Here is an 18,575-nt window from a genome sequence, read left to right on the forward strand (position 1 = left end):
TGCCGCAGATTTGTGCGTCAGCGACAGGCATGCGCCATCCTGCTTAGATCAAAAAGCGAGGACACGACCACCTAACCTTAAGGCAGGTTCATGCCGAGGTTGGAGAAGTATTCATCCAAATCGTTTGGGTCGAAAGTACGCCCATCAAACAGTTGAAGATCAACAGAAGGGCCGTCGTTTGTACCATTTAGGGCACCACCGTTTTGCGCGCCGACACTACCGGCATTGTTAGCTTCAGATTTACCCATAGCCTGCCGATAAAGCTCTGGTTGATAAGCTTTTTTCGTGGCTTCCACATTGGCCTTTGAATGGTCGATCTGTCCCCAACGCACCATCTGCGCATAGAACCAAAGAGCGTGCGCACGGTGTGGATAGCCAGCAACAGCAGGATCAAAAAGCAGATGATTCTCGATCATCGCTGAGGTGCTTCGACCCACGCGTCCGGCAAGCGTGCGAGCAATCACACCAGCATCCATGGCGAGGTTATCTGAACCGCTCAATATTTGAGCAAGTGCATCAATGTTCAGGGGATCAGCACACCATGACGCTGAATCAAAGAGCACTCGAACGAGCTGAGCAACATCATTTGGGTGTTCATTTGCCCAAGCTTCGCGCACCGCAAGCACCTTTTCGGGCCCTTTGCGCCAAATATCGACCTTGTACGCCACAACATGGCTTTGTCCCGCTTCTGCACCAACGCTGCTCCAGGGCGCGCCAACGCAGAACCCATCAATGTGCCCTTCGCTCAGAGCGTCTACGATCATTGGAGGCGGTACGACTGTGAAGTTCACGTCGTGAGAGGGATCAATGCCCGCCGATGCCAGCCAATAGCGTAGCTCATAGCTATGCGAAGAAAGCGGGTAGACGCTTGCAAAGGTTAGCGTTGGAGCGCATCGCTCAGTCCTGGAGCGAATAACCTTCGCAACCGCCGCCGCACTGGCGGCAGGGTCCCGCGCTTGCGCTGACGTCCAGCCCGTTTCGACCATCGCATCATACAGACCATTCGACACGGAGATCGCGTTGCCGTTCATTGAAAGCGCACACGGCACAATCATCGGAGCTTTGGGGTTGCCAAGACCAAGCTGGGACGCGATGGCAATTGGAGCAAGCATGTGGGCGGCGTCCACATCGCCTACGCTTAGGCGATCACGCAGGCTGGCCCATGAATTGGAGCGCCGCAGATGAAGCTCTATCCCGTGCTTTTCCGCAAAGCCCATCTCACGCGCGACGATCAGTGGAGCGGCGTCCACAAGTGGAATGAAGCCAGCATGAAGAGATCGAAGCGTCATGATACACCTTTATCCGTACCATCAGGCACATCTGTTCCAAGCAGGCTCATGGCCGTCACCAAGGCGTCTGCAATCTGGCCTATCCGCTTTCCTTCGCGCATCGCGCTGGTGCGCAACCGTTCATAGGCATCAGCCTCGCTGAGCCCGTGGGTCTTCATCAGTAGAAGCTTGGCGCGATCAACTAGCTTGCGCTCTTCGAGCGCGGCTTTGGTGCTGGCGAGCTCTTCCTGCAAGCGGTTGAACGCTTTGAAGCGTGCGATTGTCATATTGAGGATAGGCTGCATGCGCTCTTTTTTTAGGCCATCAACAATGTAGGCTGAGACTCCTGCCTCCACCGCCTCATTGATCGTTGCATCGTCAGACTGGTCGACGAACATCGCAATGGGCCGCTGCACATAGCGGGACACCTCAAACATCTGTTCGAGGACATCGCGGTTGGGGTTTTCCAGATCAATGAAGATCGCATCCGGATCGAGCTCAACGATACGTTTGAGCAGATTGCGTGTGTCACCAATGATGGTGACGTCATCATAGCCAGCCTCCCGCAGGCCTTCGTCCAGAATGGCTGCACGGATGGGGCTGTTGTCTATGATTAGGATGCGGATCGATTGAACCATGCGGCCCACACAATAAAGATATCCGCAGACCAGACGAGCCTAACAGTTGGGCGATTGCTGCTGACTTGCGAGCGAATTTTGAGCAGGTGGCTTCGTCGAAGCCCCTTAGGTTGAATGCTCTGTTATTGAAACTTCGCTTGGTAAGCCTCTCCACTCGATTTCCGCTTCACCACCATAAGAAGACCAAAACACAACTTCAGTTGGCAGCGGATCAATTCCGAACGAAACGCGCGCAGGTTCACTTAGCGGCGGCCAATCAACCGAAGGATTGGTGATGAGATGTTGCACGGAGCACGCATGAAGTTCAGATAACCTGCAACGCCTTAGCCACAACCATGATTTGGGAAAAGCCAACAGCGACATCGCAGCGTCGGTGGTCCATCCTCTCTGGCACCAGCTCACACAGGCATAGAGAAAACTGCTCGATACCCAGCTCAACACCCCAGGCATCAAAGCTGCCCTACACCCGACACAAACTGTGCGGTTCGATCAAGGAAGGATGGCTGGGGCGGCTGGATTCGAACCAGCGCATGGCGATACCAAAAACCGCTGCCTTACCACTTGGCTACGCCCCAAAGCGCGATGGCGTTCCCTCCCATAGCTCGGAATCGAGGTCAAGGCCCGTAGCGCCGGTTCGCGGCTCTGGATGGGGAAAAACGCTGACCTTATCCCCCGGCCCTCTTCCTCACTCAACAGTGCACGACGCTCGCCTATCCCCCAGCTGCCTGCTCTTTGAGGACCCTTATGGACACCAGCGCTCGTTTTTCTCTGCCCCTGATCATCGCTTCACAGGCTCAAAAGCATCTCACGCACAATGAAGCCTTGGCCCAGTTGGAAACGCTCGTGCAGCCAGTTGTGCAAGACATGGCAGCACCATCTCCACCAGTTGATCTGGAAGAAGCCGAGTGCGTAGTGGTTGGCACCGGGGCAAGCGACGCGTTTTCCGGCAAAGACATGATGATCGCGGCTTGGATCGCTGACGCCTGGCACTTTCACCAGCCGCAGGCCGGTTGGCTGGTCGTTAGAGCGAGCGATGGCATGGCTTTCGTTTTTGACGGCAGTGCCTGGGGTCCGCTGGTTGATCTGGAGGTGCAAGACAATCTCACCCAGGTTGGAATCAACGCCGCTGCGTCGACCACCAACCGGCTGACGGTTGCCAGCGATGCCAGCCTCTTCACCAGCGCATCCAATGATCATCGCATGACCATCAACAAGGCCGCAACCAATGATACCGCAAGCTTGGTGTTTCAATCTGGCTGGTCGGGTCGCGCGGAGATGGGCTTGGCAGGGCAGGACGAGTTTTCCCTCAAGGTCAGTGCCGACAGCTCTGCTTGGCATGATGCGTTGGCAATCACCCCTGAAAGTGGCCATGTGCGACTGCCCGCAAGACCGCTTGCAACCATCTATCTGGATGGCGGCACGCGCAGCTTCAGTGGTGGCGACGTGGTGGGGTTCTCCGGTGTTACGCGCAGCCAAGGTGATTTGGGTTTGGGTTCTCCTCTCGCTAGCCCAGCCACAGGCGCACCGCTCGCAATATCAGCAAACGGCTTTTACTCGCTTTCTCTGTCCCTCAAGGTGGAGACGTTGGGCAGCCTCACGCTGCTCAAAAACGGAGTCGATGCGATGGCCACCTGGGAAGCTGGTCTCACTTCCGTTGGCGGGCGCACGGTGACCTTTTCCACCATGATCGATCTCTACACTGGCGACGCTTTGGCGCTGCGCTTCGATGCGCCCGCGACATGCTATTGCTATTCGGGCACCACAACTATGGATGTGGTGAGCCTTTAAATCCAAACCCTCATGATTGACGGGCGCGCCGCTTCAAGGCAGGTGTGCTGGCATGACAATGCCTATGCTTTCCAGCCTTACACGATCAGCCCACGCCTTCATCATGGTTCTCGTTCTTGGAGCGGCGCCTGCTGCGGCCCAAACACAAGCTGAGACCGATGAGGCTTTGGCACGTCTGGCGGAAATCTTGGGGGCACTCTCACATTTGGAAGTGGTGTGTGAGGAACCGACGCGCTCGCGCGATGATATGGAAGCGCTGCTTGCCAGCGAAGAGCTGACAAACATCCGTCAGTCAGTGCTGATTGATGCGTTCAACCGAGGGTTTCGTGGCGTGGCCACGACCCACCAGCGCTGCACATCGGCCAGTGAACGACTGATTGAACGCCATCATGAGCGTGGCGCCAGCATCGTCGCCAGCCTCCTCGACGAGTAGGGCGATGGCACCCGACGCGCTGCCCAAATGGTTAACGGCGGTCAACCTTTCGTTTACGCTTTGTTGAGGGATTTGCCCCTTCGCGCGTAACGCGTGCTACGTCCTCAATCGGCGACGTTTGGAGACTTCACGTGACCCTTTCAGCTCCTTCCCCTTCAACCTCGGACCCGGAGTCCGACCGGCGCGAAGCGATTGCTTTCATGCTGGAGGCCTTTGATGCTGGCCGCGAAGCAGGCATTGAGAACCACGCACTATCGCGCGCGGCACTCTTCCAATCGATCATGCGCATCGTGGAAGAACTTGGCGAAGAGGACGCGGCACGGTTCCTGCGCACCAGCGCCAAGGGCGTTCAGTCAGGCTACTACACGCGTGGCGACGTGCTGAACTGAACTGCGTTTCAGCCGGGGTTTTGCTCTAGTGCCCGGCTTCTTCGGCAATCCAATCAATGAAGGCAGCGACCTCGGTCCGCTTGCGGTTTTGCTTGGTGACCAGAACCGCCAAGCCGCCTTTGATTGTATGGAAGCCGAGCGGTGCGACCAAGCGGCCATCATCCAACTCCTCTTCAACCAATCGCCGCTCCGCTACCGCCACACCGAGACCGTTGGCAGCGGCCTCAAGCACCAGCACGGTCTGCGGATAGGGGATGGAGCGGTGGGCGACAACTTTGACGCCGGACAGCTTCTCCCAGGCCTCCCACACATCGCTGTGGTTTTGTCGAACCAGGCGTGTCGGAACCTTTAGCCCGCCCTGCATTGGCTCAAGTGCGTAACCCGGTGAGGCCACCAAACCATAGCTGACATCGCCCAAAGAATGGGCGTGGATGTTGGCATTGTGATCCCAAGACAGTCGATCCCAGGAGAGGATGGCGTCACAGTCCGACGTCAAAAGGTGCTCGCGCCCGGTGAGACACAAGCGCACTTCGCTGTCTGGCCAGCGCGCATAGTAGCGTGGCAGACGCGGCATCAGCCAACGCCCGGCAAAGGTGGGGCTGACGCCAATCTGCAGGAACGGCTTGTTCTGGCGGTTGCGCACCTCACCGCAGCCTGATTCCAAAATATCCAAAGATCGCTGCACCGTTGCCTGCACCTGTTCACCATCGTCTGTGAGACGCAGGCCGTTGCCATCACGTTCGAACAGTTGCACGCCAAGGTCATCTGCCAGATTGCGCAGCTGTTTGCTGACAGCACCATGGGTTCGCCCAATCTCACGGGCAGCGGCCACCACCGATCCATGACGTGCCGTGGCATCAAAGGCGATCAAGGCTGTCATGGGCGGCAATCGGCGCATCAGGCCCTCTGTGATTTTTTCTCACACACTTGGGAGAATAACTCGATGGAAACAGAGCCATGCCTGGGCGATATGACACGCCAATGAACAAGGGTGATGAAGATGACGAACATTTTGGTATTTGCGCCGCGTTCCTCAGCCGAACCAACACCGCTTGCGATGACGTATCGCAGGATCGTCCGCGCTCGATCCGTCGTGCGGGGCAAGACTTTTGTTCACACCTGGTGGGCACGGCGGCAGCTGCGCGCCATGCTACGCAAAGAGCTGTTGTTGCAGCCTGACTCGGTGCTGGAGGATGCTGGCTTTGATCGCAAGCAAGCCGAACGCGAAGCCGCCAAGCCCTTCTGGGTAGCTTGATCCGTCACGAGCGCTGGTAGCATCAATCGATGCAGACCGTCCGCTCATCGAGCGGACGGATACCAGACTAAACAGTCGTTTTTTGGCGGACTAATGGAAGACTAACGGCAGACGGTCTGCTCTCAGTCCGCTTCAGGCCGTAACCTTAGCCTTCGACCGGACCGAGCGTTTCGACGAACGATGCCGCCTCGCCAAGCGAGGGTGTCGCGAGCTCACCATCCCACATCACACGATGACCGCGCACGATGGTGCCAACGGGCCAGCCGGTCACCTGCATATCGGCATAGGGCGTCCAACCACAAATAGACGCGATCCAAGAATTGGTGATCGTCTCGCGGCGCTTCAAATCAACAATCGTAAAGTCCGCATCATAGCCGCGGGCGATGCGACCTTTGCCCGCCAACCCGAACAAGCGCTGTGGACCGTGGCTGGTCATATCGACAAAACGCGCCAGCGACAGGCGACCTTCCGCAACATGGTTCAACATCACCGGCACAAGCGTCTGCACGCCGGGCATACCAGCCGGGCTTTGCGGATAAGGCTTATCTTTTTCTTCGCGGCTGTGCGGCGCATGATCTGAGCCGACAACATCGGCAACACCTTGCTCGACGCCCCACCAAATGCCTTTGCGGTGCTCCGGCGAGCGCACCGGCGGGTTCATCTGTAGATAGTTGCCGAGGCGCTCATAATCATCGGAAGACAGCGTTAGATGATGCGGCGTGACCTCCACCGTCGCATGGCGTTTGTGCTTGGCCAAGAACGGCATTTCATCGCCGGTGGAAATATGAAGCACATGGATGCGCGCGCCGGTCTCTTCAGCCAGCGCGACCAAGCGCTTGGTGCATTTCAGCGCCGCTTCAGCATCCCGCCAGACCGGGTGTGAGGATGGGTCACCTTCAACACGCAAATGGGCGCGCTCGCGCAAGCGCGGCTCGTCCTCTGAGTGGAAGGCGGCGCGGCGCGAAATGTTGGAGAGAATTTCACGCACCGCCTCATCATCTTCCACCAGCAGATTGCCGGTGGAGGAGCCCATAAAGACCTTGATGCCAGCCGCGCCTGGTAGCCGCTCGAGCTCGCCGACCTCATGAGCATTCTCGCGTGTGCCGCCAACCCAGAAGGCAAAATCAGAATGCATGCGGTGGTGACCACGACGCACCTTGTCGGCGAGCGCGGCTTCATCGGTTGTGGTGGGGTTGGTGTTGGGCATCTCAAAGACGCAGGTCACCCCGCCCATGACAGCAGCGCGAGAGCCAGTTTCAAGGTTCTCTTTGTGCTCAGCACCTGGTTCGCGAAAATGGACCTGGCTGTCGATCACGCCCGGCAAAATGTGAAGACCTGCGCAGTCGATCACGTCGCCAGCTTGGCTCGCATCCAGGTTGCCGATGGCAACGATTTTACCATCGGTGACCCCCACATCGCGAAGACCCTCACCATCATGGTTGACGACAGTGCCCCCCTTGAAAAGGCGGTCGAAGGTTTCTTGCGGCATGGAGGGGCTCCTTTGGTTGGCCCCGTTTAGCAGAGGAGCAAGGCTGGCAAAAGACAATCGACATGCTATGCGCCAGCCATGCACACCGAAATGTTCCCAATCAATGATGGCTCCGCCTGGCTTGAAAAAGCTCTGGCTGTTTTACGCACCGGTGGTGTGGTCGGCGTGCCCACCGAGACAGTCTATGGACTGGCGGGCGATGCCACACGCGCTGATGCGGTCGCGGCGATCTACGCAGCCAAGGGCAGACCAGCCCACAACCCGTTAATTGCCCATGTTGCCGATCTTGAAATGGCTGAGCGCTATGCGGTGTTCAATGATCGGGCGCGTAAACTCGCTGATACCTTCTGGCCCGGCCCGCTCACTTTGGTTTTGCCGCTCAGCACAGACGCCGACCTTGCCCCCGCAGTGACGGCAGGCGGCGACAGCCTGGCGGTGCGATGTCCGCTTGGCCCACTTCGCGATTTGGCTGACGCATTGGGCCATCCGCTTGCCGCACCGAGCGCCAATTTGTCCGGTCACGTCTCCTCAACAAGCGCGCATCACGTGTTGAGCGATCTGCAAGGCGGAATACCCCTGATCCTTGATGGCGGGGCCACATCTCTGGGTCTGGAATCAACCATTTTGGACATGCGCGGCGAGGCGCCAGTTCTGCTGCGCCCTGGCGCAGTGGACGCTGAAAGCTTGGAAGCGACACTTGGCGTTTCCCCGGCCACCACCGACGATCAATCAGATAGGCCCGTCGCGCCAGGGCAGCTGGCCAGCCACTATGCGCCGCGCGTTCCAGTGCGCCTCAACGTGCTTCCGCAGGACGTGAAGCAAGGCGAGGCTTATCTGGGCTTTGGACAACACACCCTCCCCGACCATGAAACCCTGTCTGCCAGCGGCAATGTAAGCGAAGCCGCAGAGGTGCTTTATGCAGCGCTGCGAACCCTTGATCAGCAACGCCCAATGGCCATTGCCATCGCGCCCATTCCCACCGAAGGTTTGGGCCGCGCCTTGGCCGACAGGCTGCAGCGCGCCGCCGCGCCGAGAAGCTAGCGATGGTGTTGCCGCACCCAAACGATGGGTCTATAGGGGTGCCTCGCCGCAGATGATGTCTCCCGAAACCTTTGCATCGCGGCCTGTCGGAGCGTAGCGCAGCCTGGTAGCGCACCTCGTTCGGGACGAGGGGGTCGGAGGTTCAAATCCTCTCGCTCCGACCAATCATCCTGCCTTTACGTCCGCCTGACCGATCGCAGATTGCGCCCAAACACCCCCAACATTCTGCGGTCTATCGGCGTTTCGTGCATGCCTCATCCGCCGACATCTGCTACGGGCTGGCTATCTGGACATTCTGTCCGACCGCGGCACGGGCGACATCGTCTGCAAAGTCCGCTCACAAACGGCGGTACGCCTTTCATGCCAAACATCTCAACTTCTGCGCCAGACGGACTGCAAACGCGTCACCCGCGCGACTGGGTGAAAATCCTTTCTAGCTATCGTGAGCCCAATGCGCAGCGTAGTTGGTTTGAACTGGCCGTCACGTTGGGGCCGTTCGTTCTGTTGTGGGTTCTGGCGTGGTGGTCTCTGGGCGTCAGCTATTGGCTCACCTTCGCCCTCTCATCGCTCAACGCAGCCTTCTTGCTGCGGCTTTTCGCCATCCAACATGATTGCGGCCATGGATCGTTCTTCAAGAACCGTTCGGTGGGGGATTGGCTGGGACGCGTGATCGGTGTGCTGACGCTGACCCCCTATGATGTGTGGCGGCGTACTCATGCAATCCATCATGGGGCGTCAGGCAATCTTGGAAAGCGCGGCATCGGCGATGTGCAGACATTGACGGTGGAGGAGTATCGCGCGCTGAAACCTCTCAATCGCTTGCTCTATCGGCTCTATCGCAACCCCATCGTCCTGTTTGGACTCGGACCAGGCTACCTGTTTCTTTTGGAGTATAGGCTACCCATTGGTTTGATGGCGCAGGCAAGATACTGGGTCAGCGCGATGACCACCAACGCAGCGATTTTGATCGCCCTGCTGGTTGTTTTCCTCACCGGTGGCCTGATGCCCATCCTGCTGATTTTCCTGCCGACAACGCTTTTGGCCGCAACCGCTGGTGTCTGGCTTTTCTACGTGCAGCACCAGTTCGAAACCACACATTGGGCTTCAAGGGACGATTGGCAGCTGCAGGAAGCCGCCTTGAAGGGCAGTTCGCACTATGTCTTGCCGCCTGTGTTGCAATGGGTGACAGCCAATATAGGCATTCATCATGTGCATCATCTCTACAGCCCAATTCCGTTCTATCGCCTGCCCGAAGTGCTGCGTGACCATACAGAGTTGGCCGACACCAATCGGATGACGATCCGACAAAGCCTGTCGTGCGCAAAGCTGCATCTGTGGGATGAGAAAAGCCATCGGTTGCTTTCATTCGCCCAAGCGCAGGCCTGTCCACGCTAGGCACGTGAACCGTGCGGTTGCTGCACGCGATCCCTGCGCCAATTCGCCTCAAGGTTGCAGCGCTTTTGACTTAAAGGCTGTTCACGCGATGCTTACGAAGCTGCGGTATGACGGGACCTGTCGGCGATGCCGATTGCCCTGTCCCCGCGTTCGAGATTGTGCATGCAACCGTCTTTTTCCGTCACCGACCCGCTGTGGTTGATCATCGCCTTCGGGCTTGGATTTGGCGCGCGCGCCATCGGTCTGCCGCCGATGGTTGGTTATCTTTTGGCCGGGTTCGCCCTGGCTGGATTTGGCATGCAGTCCGGGCCGCTGCTGGAAGGGTTGGCCAATCTTGGCATCACACTGATGCTGTTCACGATTGGTCTGAAAATCTCGCTGAAAACCCTTCGCTCGCCGCAGATCTTAGGCGTTGCCACGGCACATATGACGATCACCTTCGTGGTCGCCAGCCTGTTTGTCATGGGCTTGGGCGTGCTCGGTCTGGCCCTGTTTGATGGCATCAGCTGGCAAACCGCTGCCTTGGTGGCCTTTGCCCTGTCGTTCTCCTCCACAGTGTTTGCGGTGAAGGTGCTCGACGAAAAAGGTGAGATTGCCTCCCGCCATGGACGCATCGCCATCGGTATTCTGGTCATTCAAGACATCATTGCCGTCATCTTCATGGCCGCATCGGAAGGCGCAATGCCAAGCATCTTCGCGCTCGGCCTGTTTGCGCTGATCTTCGTGCGCGGGCCACTTGATCGGCTGGCCAACAAGGCGGGCCATGGCGAACTGCTGCTGCTGTTCGGCTTCGGCATGGCGATCACTGGCTATGCGCTGTTCAGCGCGGTTGGCCTGAAAGGCGATCTCGGCGCGCTGATTTTCGGGATGCTGCTTGCCGGTTCCAGCAAGGCTGACGAACTGAACAAAGCCCTTGGTGTCTTCAAAGACGTCTTCCTGATCGGCTTCTTTCTGTCGATTGGCCAGTATGGTTTGCCGGACGCCACAGTGGGTATCACGGCGCTGGTGCTGCTGGTGTTTCTGGTTACCAAGACCAGCCTTTGGATGGTGCTGTTCTCAACCTTCCATCTGCGATCACGGGTCAGCTTTTTATCCACGCTGACGCTTGGCAACTACTCCGAGTTCGCACTCATCGTGGCAGCCGTCGCCTTCGATGCCGGTTGGATCAACGCTGAATGGCTGGTGGCACTGGCGGTTGTTGTGGCGCTGTCATTCTGCGTTTCCGCACCGCTGAGCAGCAACGCCAACACGCTGTTTGCCAGGTGGCGACCGAAACTGCAAAAGCTGGAATCTCATCGCTACCTGGAAGAGGACCAACCGATCCCACTTGGGGATGCACGTGTGCTCATCTTCGGCATGGGGCGTGTTGGGTCAGCTGCGTTTTTGAACGTCGCGGGCGATGACCCGAACTCGGTCATTGGCTTCGACATCGACAACACCGTGGTCGACAAACACTATGACCTTGGCCGCCACGTTCTGCGCGGCGATGCCAACAACCCAGAGCTTTGGGCCAAGTTGAAGGGCTTTAAAACCAATATCGGACTGATCGTTCTGGCCACCCCGCACCAGCAATCCAACCTGTCGGCCATCGCGCTGCTACGCGGAGAGGGCTATCGCAAAAAGATCGCGACCATCGCCTTCTATCCTGATGATGAGATGGAGCTTTACGCCGCTGGGGCGGACAGCGTCTACAATGTGTACCAAGAGGCTGGTGACGGCATTGCGCAAGAAATCGGCGGCATTCTTCGACCGGCTGCGTGAACCCATGCCGTATAGGTGCGGCAATCAGTGCCACCTCAAGAAACCCCCGATGCTTGATCCAAATCATCATGAGTGCTGTAAGCCTGTTTAGAATGCGTCTAAACGTGTAATCCGAACGCCTATTGGTGTGGTTGCTGATGGCAACAGATTAGGATTTGCGCATATTGGCGCAACTGGGGCCAGGCTGGCACCAACACGGACATGATGGTGCCGGGATCGGGAGCGAACGGATGAATTACGAAGGCTTTTTTCAATCTGCATTGGAGGGATTGAAAGAGGAAGGTCGCTACCGCGTCTTCGCTGATCTTGAGCGTCACCGCGGCAACTTTCCAAAAGCCACGCGCCACCGCGAAGACGGCACGGTGCAAGAAGTCACAGTTTGGTGCTCAAACGACTATTTGGGTATGGGCCAGCACCCCAATGTGATCAACGCCATGCATGAAGCGGTGAACCGCTGCGGCTCAGGTGCAGGCGGCACCCGCAATATTTCCGGCACCAACCACTATCACGTGCAGCTGGAGAACGAACTGGCTGATTTGCATGGCAAGGAAGCTGCTCTGCTCTTCACCTCAGGTTACGTGTCCAACTGGGCTTCACTCTCCACGCTGGCATCAAAGCTGCCTGATTGCGTGGTGATTTCGGATGCCAAAAACCACGCGTCGATGATTGAAGGCATTCGCCACTCGCGCGCTGAAAAAATGATCTTCAAGCACAACGATCCTGAAGATCTGGAGCGGAAGCTTGCCTCCATCGCACCAGGACGCGCGAAGATCGTGGCGTTTGAATCGGTCTACTCAATGGATGGCGACATCGCGCCGATCAAAGAGATTTGCGACATCGCCGACAAATATGGCGCCATGACCTATCTGGACGAAGTGCATGCTGTTGGCATGTACGGCCCGCGTGGCGGTGGCGTTGCCGAGCGCGAAGGGCTGATGGATCGCGTCACACTGATCGAGGGCACGCTTGGCAAAGCGTTTGGCGTGATGGGCGGTTACATCACCGGCTCTGCAGCCTTGTGCGACTTTATCCGCAGCTTCGCTTCTGGCTTCATTTTCACAACTTCATTGCCGCCATCGCTGGCGGCCGGTGCGCTGGCCTCGATCCGGCATTTGAAGGAAAGCGATCAGGAACGCGCTGGCCAAGAGGCCGCCGTTACCAAGGTGCGCAAGCTGCTCGATAAGGTCGGCATCCCTTATATGCCTGCGCCCAGCCACATCATCCCGGTGATGGTGGGCGATGCAAAGAAGTGCAAATTCATCTCCGACGTGCTGCTTGAGCAGTATGGCATCTACATCCAGCCCATCAACTATCCCACCGTTGACAAGGGCACCGAGCGCCTGCGCATCACGCCAGGACCGCTGCATACGGATGAAGATATCGGCCATCTGGTGAATGCACTTTCTGACCTCTGGTCGCAGTGCGCGCTTTCACGCGCGGTCGCCTAAACGCCGCCACGCGCCCGCTCTGCCAAATCGCATTGCAGCATTGCCATTTGTCCTGCCGTTAACGCCTTGCTAAGGTTGATCGGTGGGCGGCAATCAACGGGTGATATGGTGTGAGGATGGCAGAGAGCCTCCCTACAAACGAGCACGTGCACAGATCGCTAGCTGAACCGCCGTCGTCGCTGCATACGGCGTTACGCGATGTATTGCGCACATGCGACGACGACAGACTTGCCCGTCATTTGGGCTTGCGCAGCGCAGCTGCTGCCAAGGCCCTACGCGCCAACGAGGCGGCTCTTGATCACCTTACTATGCGATTGGCTGAGGGCTGCGAAGGCCAGTCAGCGAACGAGGCAGCATCCAATGCCCAAGCACTCTTCACGCGAAGAGACATGGCAATTGCCTCCACAGGGGATGCCGGCTTGGGAGACGCTGGCGATGCGTAAAGTTCTATCGGCAGAGCAGCTCTCCTCCCTGTTGGATGACCAGAACAATGGCCCATCACTGGAGGAGATCGTCACGCCGACAGCGGATGATCTGTTGGCTTTGACGGAGGCTGCCATCAGCGACGTTGAAACTGTCCTGCCTCTCACTGATGATCAGCGTCACGCGCTGCATGCGGCCTTGATAAAGCGACTTGTCGGCACAGTGAGCGAGGCGCCGGAAGCACCCCTGGAGTCTTTGCCAGATGAGGCGCTATGAACCGGCTCGACCCACGCCTTGAAACCAGAACTCAAGCCCGTGTACTTGATCAGGCACATCTTTCGAGCTGGTCCGCCGATGGCTTCACGATGGCGCAGCGGCTTGCACGCGCGCCTTTGTGCCTGACCGGTGGTATTGCCAGCACACGCCTGACCCTTGGACTCACCTTGCCTACATCCGCAGATGCTCAAGTCCTCGTGCCCGTGCATATAGAGGGTGAGACTCCCGTCTTGTCGCTCAACGAGCAAGCGCTGGACAGCCTGGCGAGCTTGCTTGAACGCGACAGCGCTCCTGGCTCGGGGCGAACACTTTCACTGGATGCAATCGAGGCACTTTTGGCCGGGCTGCTCGCGCCCCTTGCTTTGGATGGTATCGGGCGTGCGTGGCTTGCTGAGCAGACTGACGAGCCTCTTGCGCGCCCTTCCCCAGCATCTTTGCAGTTTGAAACCTGTGATATGCCAGTGCTTGGCACCGATGCCGCATTGGCCAAACTCTACGATCAAGTTTCGACGAAAATGGATCGTCTGGTCGCCGCGCCTCTTTCCTATTTGAAACCATCCCATCAAGCGCGCGCCGCCGTAGGAGTTGAAACACTGGTGGGCATGGTCGCGTTGAGCGAGGAGGAACGCGCAGCCTTGGAACCGGGTGGTGCTGCCGTTCTAGACGCGTACTGGCCCAACGGACGCATCTGTGTTGGGCGGCGCTTCGTGGCAAGCGCGGATGGATGGCGCATTGATGACTGCTTGGCGAACAGCCCTTTGATGGTGCGGTCCAGCACACTGGTGCGTGGCCTGGACGACCCAGGCCTCCATGCTCCGGTGCAGAGCACGGGGCAGCTGGAGCTTGTTGAGGGCCAAGACGTGATCGCCACAGGTCGTTTGACCACACTTCCCGAAGGCGATCACCTACAGCCTATTTTTGTGCTGGATCAGACCGGCTAACGCTCTTCAGACGCTTTGCTTCCTTGCGCTTGATACGCGCACGGCGCACGCGATCCTTGGTCATCAAGGCATTCACAGCTTCTTCGGCCCACAGCGCATAGCCATAGGCGTTCACATGGAACCCATCGCTGGCAAAGCCCGACTGCGGAAATGTCATACGTCGTTCAAAGCGTTCAATGCCGCGTCCTGCCGATAGGCAAGCTGCCAAAGCATCGAGAATGTCAGAGCGAAAGGAAAGGCAGGTTTTCAGCGGTTGCGGCAGCACCGGAAAAATCGTCATCGGCGAGATCGGCCAATGGGCAACAAGAGCACTGGGGAAACGAGCTTTGAGCGCATAGATCAATCCGCCGAACCCATCGATGAACCGCCTGGCGCTGTGGAAGTTCTTTGCGTCGTTCATGCCGATCACAACGAACACCAAATCGAAGGCGTTCTTGGGCAGGTTTGGCACCACGTGGTCGCGCAGATCAGCGCTGGTGGCCGATGAGTTGCCGGAGATACGCAAAGCGATGGGGCGATTGAGCCGCGCCGACAGGCGGCTAGCCATCTGCATCGCAAGACCTTCATCAAGATCGCTGGCGCCGATGCTCGCGACAGAGGAATCGCCGATGATGAGCACCCGGTAAGGCTCACCAAGCTTGTCATCGCCGACAATGGTTTCGACTGGACCATGCGGAGGCAGCAGTGAGATGCCACTCGATCGCACCGCCAGACCTTGCCAAAAGCAGAATGGCAACATGGCCCAACTGAGCCAGCTTTTCAGACGATTGGAACGAATGATGCGCGCAAGCTTGTTCTCGCGTGGCTGCCTTGCATCGGATGAGAAAGAGGAACGCATGATGTCGAGAGCGCTAGTCGCGACACGCATCGCGGACCAACGACAATGCCGTCGGCGCCAGGGTTGCGGATATCATCAAGTGCCTCCGTTGATCGGATGAACGTGTTTTTCTTTGCTTAAACCGCTGCTAAACCGGCGGCAAGAGACGGATGTTCAGCCCTATGGCCAGTGAGAGGCGCCTTGCAGTTTGATCGCACCTTCAAAGCGCTGCCCGGTGAGGTCGTGGAAATCCGCCCTGGCATCAGGCGGATCACCGCGCCCAATCCCGGTCCGATGACCTTCACCGGCACCAACAGTTACTTGATTGGAACCGACCGTTTGGTGCTCATCGACCCTGGACCACAGGATGATGCACACCGCGAAACACTGCTGACCGCGGTTGGCTCAGCGCCGCTGGATGCTATTTTGGTGACCCATACACATAGGGATCACTCGCCGCTCGCAAAAAATCTGAAGGTCGCGACGGGAGCACCCGTCATTGGGGCTGGACCGCATGTATTTGCCCGCCCATTTCGTGAAGGGGATGCATCTTTGGACGTCGCGGTTGATCAAGACTATGCACCCGACGAGGTTCTTGCACATGGCGCACGCCTGGAAGCTGGCGGAAGCACCTTTGAAGTGGTGGCCACCCCTGGCCACACGGCAAATCATCTTTGCTTTGCCCTGGATGGTGCTGGCGCCCTGTTTTCCGGCGATCATGTGATGGCCTGGTCCACAAGCCTTATCGCTCCGCCGGATGGCGATATGAGCAGCTACTTGGAGAGCTTGCAGCTTTTGTTGAAGCGCCAGGACACGCTCTACCTGCCCGGCCATGGCGCAAGATTGAACGATCCGCTGAGTTTTGTTGAGGCGCTCTTTGCGCACCGGATGGGCCGAGAGGCAGCGATTTTGGGAGCACTGGAATGTGACAGCCTATCGATCAGCAGCTTGGTCGACCGGATGTATGAAGGGCTTGACCCACGCCTGCGTGGTGCCGCTGGCCTTTCGGTTTTGGCCCATTTGGAGCGCTTGGAAGCACTGGGACAAGCCTCAAAAATCAACGGGTCAGATACACTCTGGCGCGCTGGTTCTGTGGCGTTCGAAAGCCGCGATTAAAGATCAGAGGCTGGTGGCGGCGTTGCTTCAATCGCCAGCAGGAACCGCTGGACCACACCATCAAGCACCGGCGCGTTGGTGCCGAAATCATGCAATGGGATGTTCGATAGGGAGCGCGCATCGATGGTTGAGCCTTCACCATCATCGGTTATGCGAACGGCGATGTCGTGCTCAACCAAAAGGATCGAGCCAGGCACGCTGAACTCTGCATCGAAGCTGAGGCCGTTCTCGGTCTCAAGGCGTGCCAGCTCCCAGCCTGCGGTGGCGGTGAGGGCTTCAAGCACTTCTGCCACGTGCCAGCCTGGGCGTTCGACAAAAGCGGTGGTCAGGTCGGGATGGGCCAAGCGCAAACGAATGCGGTCACCCGGTGAGGCAGCATCCAATGGCAGTTCCGTATCCGCATTTTCGCTCTGACCGAGACGTTCGAACTGAGGCGGGTTGTTCACATTGGTGGCAAGGTCGGGATAGCTTGGCGTTTGGGTGACAATGTAAGTAAGCGCGGTCACGCTCACCAAAACCGGCAGCGCCCAGATCAGCGCCAGCGTGGCGTCGGCAGTTCCAAGCCCGGTATTGTCCCAAATGTAGTTGAGGCTGTAGATCGCCAACATCAGAGCCAGCGTGCCAAGCGCTGCTGACATGCCAAGCCCAACAAGCGCGCCCTGCAAGGTGACAAAGCCAGCGCCTGCAAGCGCAACAGCCGCCACCAGGACCATCAACGACAAAGCCGCCACCACGCGGGCGCGGCGTGGAGCATGGAAAGGTCGTCTGATAGGGCGAAAGCGCATGCCGGGTGATGGCCTGAAACGATGCGGGAGGAAGCGAAGCTGGCGGGAGCTATGCCGAGAATCGCATCAATGGGCAAGCGTTGCTGTGACGTAGATACCACTTGCGAGGGTTGTTGACGGTGTTTTGACGTGCGTCACAGTTTTCGCCTTGGTTTGGCCGCAAGCTCCTGAAATCGACTTTTCGCACTGCACACAGGATGCAGATCGTTTTCTCTAGAACAAAGGACAGAGACTCCAGTGACCCTCGCCACCTCCGGTGCCCAACAGTTTGACGACACATCCCACGACGCCACGTCGTACGGCACCGATACCGCACCGTCCGTGAAAACGGCTCTTGATTGCGATATTCTCACCCTTGCCCGTGATGCCCGCGCCCATGAGCGCGGCGCGCACAACAAAGCCGCCGAAAAGCGCGATCCGCTTGATGCGCTTTACAAGCCGCTGGGCAATAAGGATGTCGCGTGCGTGCTTGAGGTTGCGGGCCGCTAAGCCCCCTCAACGTCCCTTTGGTTTATGGATAAAGGCGGGTGCTCGTCCAAGGCGCATCCGCCTTTTGCCGTTCAAAGACCACACGATCATGCAGGCGAAACTCACCGTCCTGCCACAGCTCAAAGATCTGCGGCTCTAGCTGAAAACCAGACCAGTGCGGTGGACGCGGAATTGGTTTGCCGGTCTCGTCCTCAGCGCCGTACTCGTCTGTCAGCTTGGCCACACGCTCGCGCAGCGCATCATTGGTTTCCAGTGGGCTTGATTGATGCGACGCCCAGGCGCCGATCCGGCTGCCACGGGGGCGGCTGGCGAAATAGGCATCGGCCACAGCATCATTGACTTGCGCAATCGACCCGCGCACCCGCACCTGACGACGCAGTGTTTTCCAATGAAAACACAAAGCCGCCTTCTTGGCGCCAAGAAGCTCCTGACCCTTGGCGCTTTCAAGATTGGTGTAAAAAACGAACCCGCTCCCCTCCACCGCTTTGACCAAAACAATGCGCGCATTGGGCAAACCATCTGCATCGACGGTGGCCAAACTTGCAGCATTGGGGTCATTGGGCTCGCTGGCACTGGCATCAGCCAGCCATGCTTCGAAGACGGCGTAGGGATCGGCCGCGTTGAGGAAATCGGTGCTCATTAACACTTCCCACAGGCTTTGGTGGAACACTGGATGATGGTTGATGTCGCCTGTTCGCGCGGCGTTGTCCAGCAGGATGGGGACAATCCGGCTCAGTGTAATCGTCGCATGCCCCCAGCAATGGCCCGCCAGAGTTGTGCGTTTACGGGGTGCCCTATTATGTTTGACCAGCGTTGGAAGCGT

General features: G+C 58.1%; 20 protein-coding genes and 2 tRNA genes. 14 read left to right on the forward strand and 8 right to left on the reverse strand.

Annotation, left to right across the window (positions count from 1 at the left end):
* Window positions 1-77: 77 nt before the first annotated feature.
* The 3 genes from ABWH92_RS00055 to ABWH92_RS00065 form a co-directional block, all read right to left on the reverse strand.
* On the reverse strand, window positions 78-1,289 hold the full coding sequence (locus ABWH92_RS00055) for a CmpA/NrtA family ABC transporter substrate-binding protein (protein WP_375570996.1): 1,212 nt from the start codon (window positions 1,287-1,289) through the stop codon (window positions 78-80).
* The gene (locus ABWH92_RS00060; protein WP_375570998.1) at window positions 1,286-1,906 is read right to left on the reverse strand and encodes an ANTAR domain-containing response regulator; all 621 of its coding nucleotides are present in this window, start codon (window positions 1,904-1,906) and stop codon (window positions 1,286-1,288) included. Before ABWH92_RS00060 ends, ABWH92_RS00055 begins: the two co-directional genes overlap by 4 nt.
* A gap of 500 nt (window positions 1,907-2,406) precedes the next feature.
* Window positions 2,407-2,481, reverse strand: a tRNA-Gln gene (locus ABWH92_RS00065).
* 169 nt (window positions 2,482-2,650) lie between these two features.
* Here ABWH92_RS00065 and ABWH92_RS00070 point away from each other — a divergent pair.
* The 3 genes from ABWH92_RS00070 to ABWH92_RS00080 all read left to right on the forward strand — a co-directional run bounded on the left by ABWH92_RS00070 (window position 2,651) and on the right by ABWH92_RS00080 (window position 4,516).
* The gene (locus ABWH92_RS00070) at window positions 2,651-3,694 is read left to right on the forward strand and encodes a DUF2793 domain-containing protein (protein ID WP_375570999.1); all 1,044 of its coding nucleotides are present in this window, start codon (window positions 2,651-2,653) and stop codon (window positions 3,692-3,694) included.
* 52 nt (window positions 3,695-3,746) lie between these two features.
* Window positions 3,747-4,127: a TIGR02301 family protein gene (locus ABWH92_RS00075; protein ID WP_375571000.1), complete on the forward strand. Its 381-nt coding sequence runs from the start codon at window positions 3,747-3,749 to the stop codon at window positions 4,125-4,127.
* A 131-nt stretch (window positions 4,128-4,258) separates the two neighbouring features.
* Entirely contained in the window at window positions 4,259-4,516 is a 258-nt protein-coding gene (locus ABWH92_RS00080) for a hypothetical protein (RefSeq protein WP_375571002.1), read from the forward strand.
* Window positions 4,517-4,541: 25 nt separating this feature from the next.
* Here ABWH92_RS00080 and ABWH92_RS00085 read toward each other — a convergent pair whose 3' ends face one another.
* Window positions 4,542-5,414: a LysR substrate-binding domain-containing protein gene (locus tag ABWH92_RS00085; RefSeq protein ID WP_375571003.1), complete on the reverse strand. Its 873-nt coding sequence runs from the start codon at window positions 5,412-5,414 to the stop codon at window positions 4,542-4,544.
* Between the two features lie 102 nt (window positions 5,415-5,516).
* On the opposite strand from ABWH92_RS00085, the gene ABWH92_RS00090 reads away from it, so the two are divergent.
* Window positions 5,517-5,771 carry a DUF1127 domain-containing protein gene (locus ABWH92_RS00090; RefSeq protein ID WP_375571005.1) on the forward strand — a complete coding sequence of 85 codons (255 nt, stop codon included), beginning with the start codon at window positions 5,517-5,519 and terminating at the stop codon, window positions 5,769-5,771.
* A 145-nt stretch (window positions 5,772-5,916) separates the two neighbouring features.
* Here ABWH92_RS00090 and ABWH92_RS00095 read toward each other — a convergent pair whose 3' ends face one another.
* The gene (locus ABWH92_RS00095) at window positions 5,917-7,260 is read right to left on the reverse strand and encodes a dihydroorotase (RefSeq protein ID WP_375571007.1); all 1,344 of its coding nucleotides are present in this window, start codon (window positions 7,258-7,260) and stop codon (window positions 5,917-5,919) included.
* Window positions 7,261-7,338: 78 nt separating this feature from the next.
* Between ABWH92_RS00095 and ABWH92_RS00100 the strand changes: the two genes are divergently transcribed.
* The 8 genes from ABWH92_RS00100 to ABWH92_RS00135 all read left to right on the forward strand — a co-directional run bounded on the left by ABWH92_RS00100 (window position 7,339) and on the right by ABWH92_RS00135 (window position 14,545).
* Window positions 7,339-8,301, forward strand: a complete 963-nt coding sequence (locus tag ABWH92_RS00100; RefSeq protein WP_375571009.1) for an L-threonylcarbamoyladenylate synthase — start codon at window positions 7,339-7,341, stop codon at window positions 8,299-8,301.
* Between the two features lie 87 nt (window positions 8,302-8,388).
* Window positions 8,389-8,465 (forward strand) — tRNA-Pro (locus ABWH92_RS00105).
* 196 nt (window positions 8,466-8,661) lie between these two features.
* Window positions 8,662-9,696 carry a fatty acid desaturase gene (locus tag ABWH92_RS00110; protein WP_375571011.1) on the forward strand — a complete coding sequence of 345 codons (1,035 nt, stop codon included), beginning with the start codon at window positions 8,662-8,664 and terminating at the stop codon, window positions 9,694-9,696.
* A gap of 162 nt (window positions 9,697-9,858) precedes the next feature.
* Entirely contained in the window at window positions 9,859-11,457 is a 1,599-nt protein-coding gene (locus ABWH92_RS00115) for a cation:proton antiporter (RefSeq protein ID WP_375571012.1), read from the forward strand.
* Window positions 11,458-11,687: 230 nt separating this feature from the next.
* A complete protein-coding gene (gene hemA / locus ABWH92_RS00120; protein ID WP_375571014.1) occupies window positions 11,688-12,905 on the forward strand; it encodes a 5-aminolevulinate synthase in 1,218 nt (405 codons plus the stop codon).
* A 116-nt stretch (window positions 12,906-13,021) separates the two neighbouring features.
* Entirely contained in the window at window positions 13,022-13,348 is a 327-nt protein-coding gene (locus ABWH92_RS00125; RefSeq protein ID WP_375571016.1) for a hypothetical protein, read from the forward strand.
* Entirely contained in the window at window positions 13,341-13,604 is a 264-nt protein-coding gene (locus tag ABWH92_RS00130) for a hypothetical protein (protein WP_375571018.1), read from the forward strand. Before ABWH92_RS00125 ends, ABWH92_RS00130 begins: the two co-directional genes overlap by 8 nt.
* Window positions 13,601-14,545, forward strand: coding sequence for a hypothetical protein (locus tag ABWH92_RS00135; protein ID WP_375571020.1), 945 nt, complete (start codon window positions 13,601-13,603; stop codon window positions 14,543-14,545). Before ABWH92_RS00130 ends, ABWH92_RS00135 begins: the two co-directional genes overlap by 4 nt.
* Here ABWH92_RS00135 and ABWH92_RS00140 read toward each other — a convergent pair.
* Window positions 14,517-15,413, reverse strand: a complete 897-nt coding sequence (locus ABWH92_RS00140; protein ID WP_375571022.1) for an SGNH/GDSL hydrolase family protein — start codon at window positions 15,411-15,413, stop codon at window positions 14,517-14,519. The genes ABWH92_RS00135 and ABWH92_RS00140 overlap by 29 nt on opposite strands.
* A 150-nt stretch (window positions 15,414-15,563) precedes the next feature.
* Between ABWH92_RS00140 and ABWH92_RS00145 the strand changes: the two genes are divergently transcribed.
* Window positions 15,564-16,478 (forward strand): MBL fold metallo-hydrolase, encoded by a 915-nt coding sequence (locus ABWH92_RS00145; protein WP_375571023.1) that lies wholly within the window; start codon window positions 15,564-15,566, stop codon window positions 16,476-16,478.
* Here the strand turns inward: ABWH92_RS00145 and ABWH92_RS00150 are convergent.
* The gene (locus ABWH92_RS00150) at window positions 16,475-17,263 is read right to left on the reverse strand and encodes a DUF1499 domain-containing protein (protein WP_375571025.1); all 789 of its coding nucleotides are present in this window, start codon (window positions 17,261-17,263) and stop codon (window positions 16,475-16,477) included. The genes ABWH92_RS00145 and ABWH92_RS00150 overlap by 4 nt on opposite strands.
* 237 nt (window positions 17,264-17,500) lie before the next feature.
* On the opposite strand from ABWH92_RS00150, the gene ABWH92_RS00155 reads away from it, so the two are divergent.
* Entirely contained in the window at window positions 17,501-17,752 is a 252-nt protein-coding gene (locus tag ABWH92_RS00155) for a hypothetical protein (RefSeq protein ID WP_375571027.1), read from the forward strand.
* Window positions 17,753-17,774: 22 nt separating this feature from the next.
* Here the strand turns inward: ABWH92_RS00155 and pdxH are convergent, their stop codons facing one another.
* Complete coding sequence (gene pdxH, locus ABWH92_RS00160) at window positions 17,775-18,392, reverse strand: pyridoxamine 5'-phosphate oxidase (protein WP_375571029.1); 618 nt, start codon at window positions 18,390-18,392, stop codon at window positions 17,775-17,777.
* Window positions 18,393-18,575 lie beyond the last annotated feature (183 nt).

Origin of the sequence: Ahrensia marina, assembly GCF_042140245.1 — a bacterium.
Taxonomy (GTDB): Bacteria; Pseudomonadota; Alphaproteobacteria; order Rhizobiales; family MH13; genus MH13.

What these genes read in the sequence shown, in the direction of transcription:
- ABWH92_RS00055 (WP_375570996.1), bottom strand. Translation starts at nt 1,289, where the DNA reads ATGACGCTTCGATCTCTTCATGCTGGCTTCATTCCACTTGTGGACGCC.
- ABWH92_RS00060 (WP_375570998.1), bottom strand. Translation starts at nt 1,906, where the DNA reads ATGGTTCAATCGATCCGCATCCTAATCATAGACAACAGCCCCATCCGT.
- ABWH92_RS00070 (WP_375570999.1), top strand. Translation starts at nt 2,651, where the DNA reads ATGGACACCAGCGCTCGTTTTTCTCTGCCCCTGATCATCGCTTCACAG.
- ABWH92_RS00075 (WP_375571000.1), top strand. Translation starts at nt 3,747, where the DNA reads ATGACAATGCCTATGCTTTCCAGCCTTACACGATCAGCCCACGCCTTC.
- ABWH92_RS00085 (WP_375571003.1), bottom strand. Translation starts at nt 5,414, where the DNA reads ATGCGCCGATTGCCGCCCATGACAGCCTTGATCGCCTTTGATGCCACG.
- ABWH92_RS00090 (WP_375571005.1), top strand. Translation starts at nt 5,517, where the DNA reads ATGACGAACATTTTGGTATTTGCGCCGCGTTCCTCAGCCGAACCAACA.
- ABWH92_RS00095 (WP_375571007.1), bottom strand. Translation starts at nt 7,260, where the DNA reads ATGCCGCAAGAAACCTTCGACCGCCTTTTCAAGGGGGGCACTGTCGTC.
- ABWH92_RS00100 (WP_375571009.1), top strand. Translation starts at nt 7,339, where the DNA reads ATGCACACCGAAATGTTCCCAATCAATGATGGCTCCGCCTGGCTTGAA.
- ABWH92_RS00110 (WP_375571011.1), top strand. Translation starts at nt 8,662, where the DNA reads ATGCCAAACATCTCAACTTCTGCGCCAGACGGACTGCAAACGCGTCAC.
- ABWH92_RS00115 (WP_375571012.1), top strand. Translation starts at nt 9,859, where the DNA reads ATGCAACCGTCTTTTTCCGTCACCGACCCGCTGTGGTTGATCATCGCC.
- hemA (WP_375571014.1), top strand. Translation starts at nt 11,688, where the DNA reads ATGAATTACGAAGGCTTTTTTCAATCTGCATTGGAGGGATTGAAAGAG.
- ABWH92_RS00125 (WP_375571016.1), top strand. Translation starts at nt 13,022, where the DNA reads ATGGCAGAGAGCCTCCCTACAAACGAGCACGTGCACAGATCGCTAGCT.
- ABWH92_RS00130 (WP_375571018.1), top strand. Translation starts at nt 13,341, where the DNA reads ATGCGTAAAGTTCTATCGGCAGAGCAGCTCTCCTCCCTGTTGGATGAC.
- ABWH92_RS00135 (WP_375571020.1), top strand. Translation starts at nt 13,601, where the DNA reads ATGAACCGGCTCGACCCACGCCTTGAAACCAGAACTCAAGCCCGTGTA.
- ABWH92_RS00140 (WP_375571022.1), bottom strand. Translation starts at nt 15,413, where the DNA reads ATGCGTGTCGCGACTAGCGCTCTCGACATCATGCGTTCCTCTTTCTCA.
- ABWH92_RS00150 (WP_375571025.1), bottom strand. Translation starts at nt 17,263, where the DNA reads ATGCGCTTTCGCCCTATCAGACGACCTTTCCATGCTCCACGCCGCGCC.
- pdxH (WP_375571029.1), bottom strand. Translation starts at nt 18,392, where the DNA reads ATGAGCACCGATTTCCTCAACGCGGCCGATCCCTACGCCGTCTTCGAA.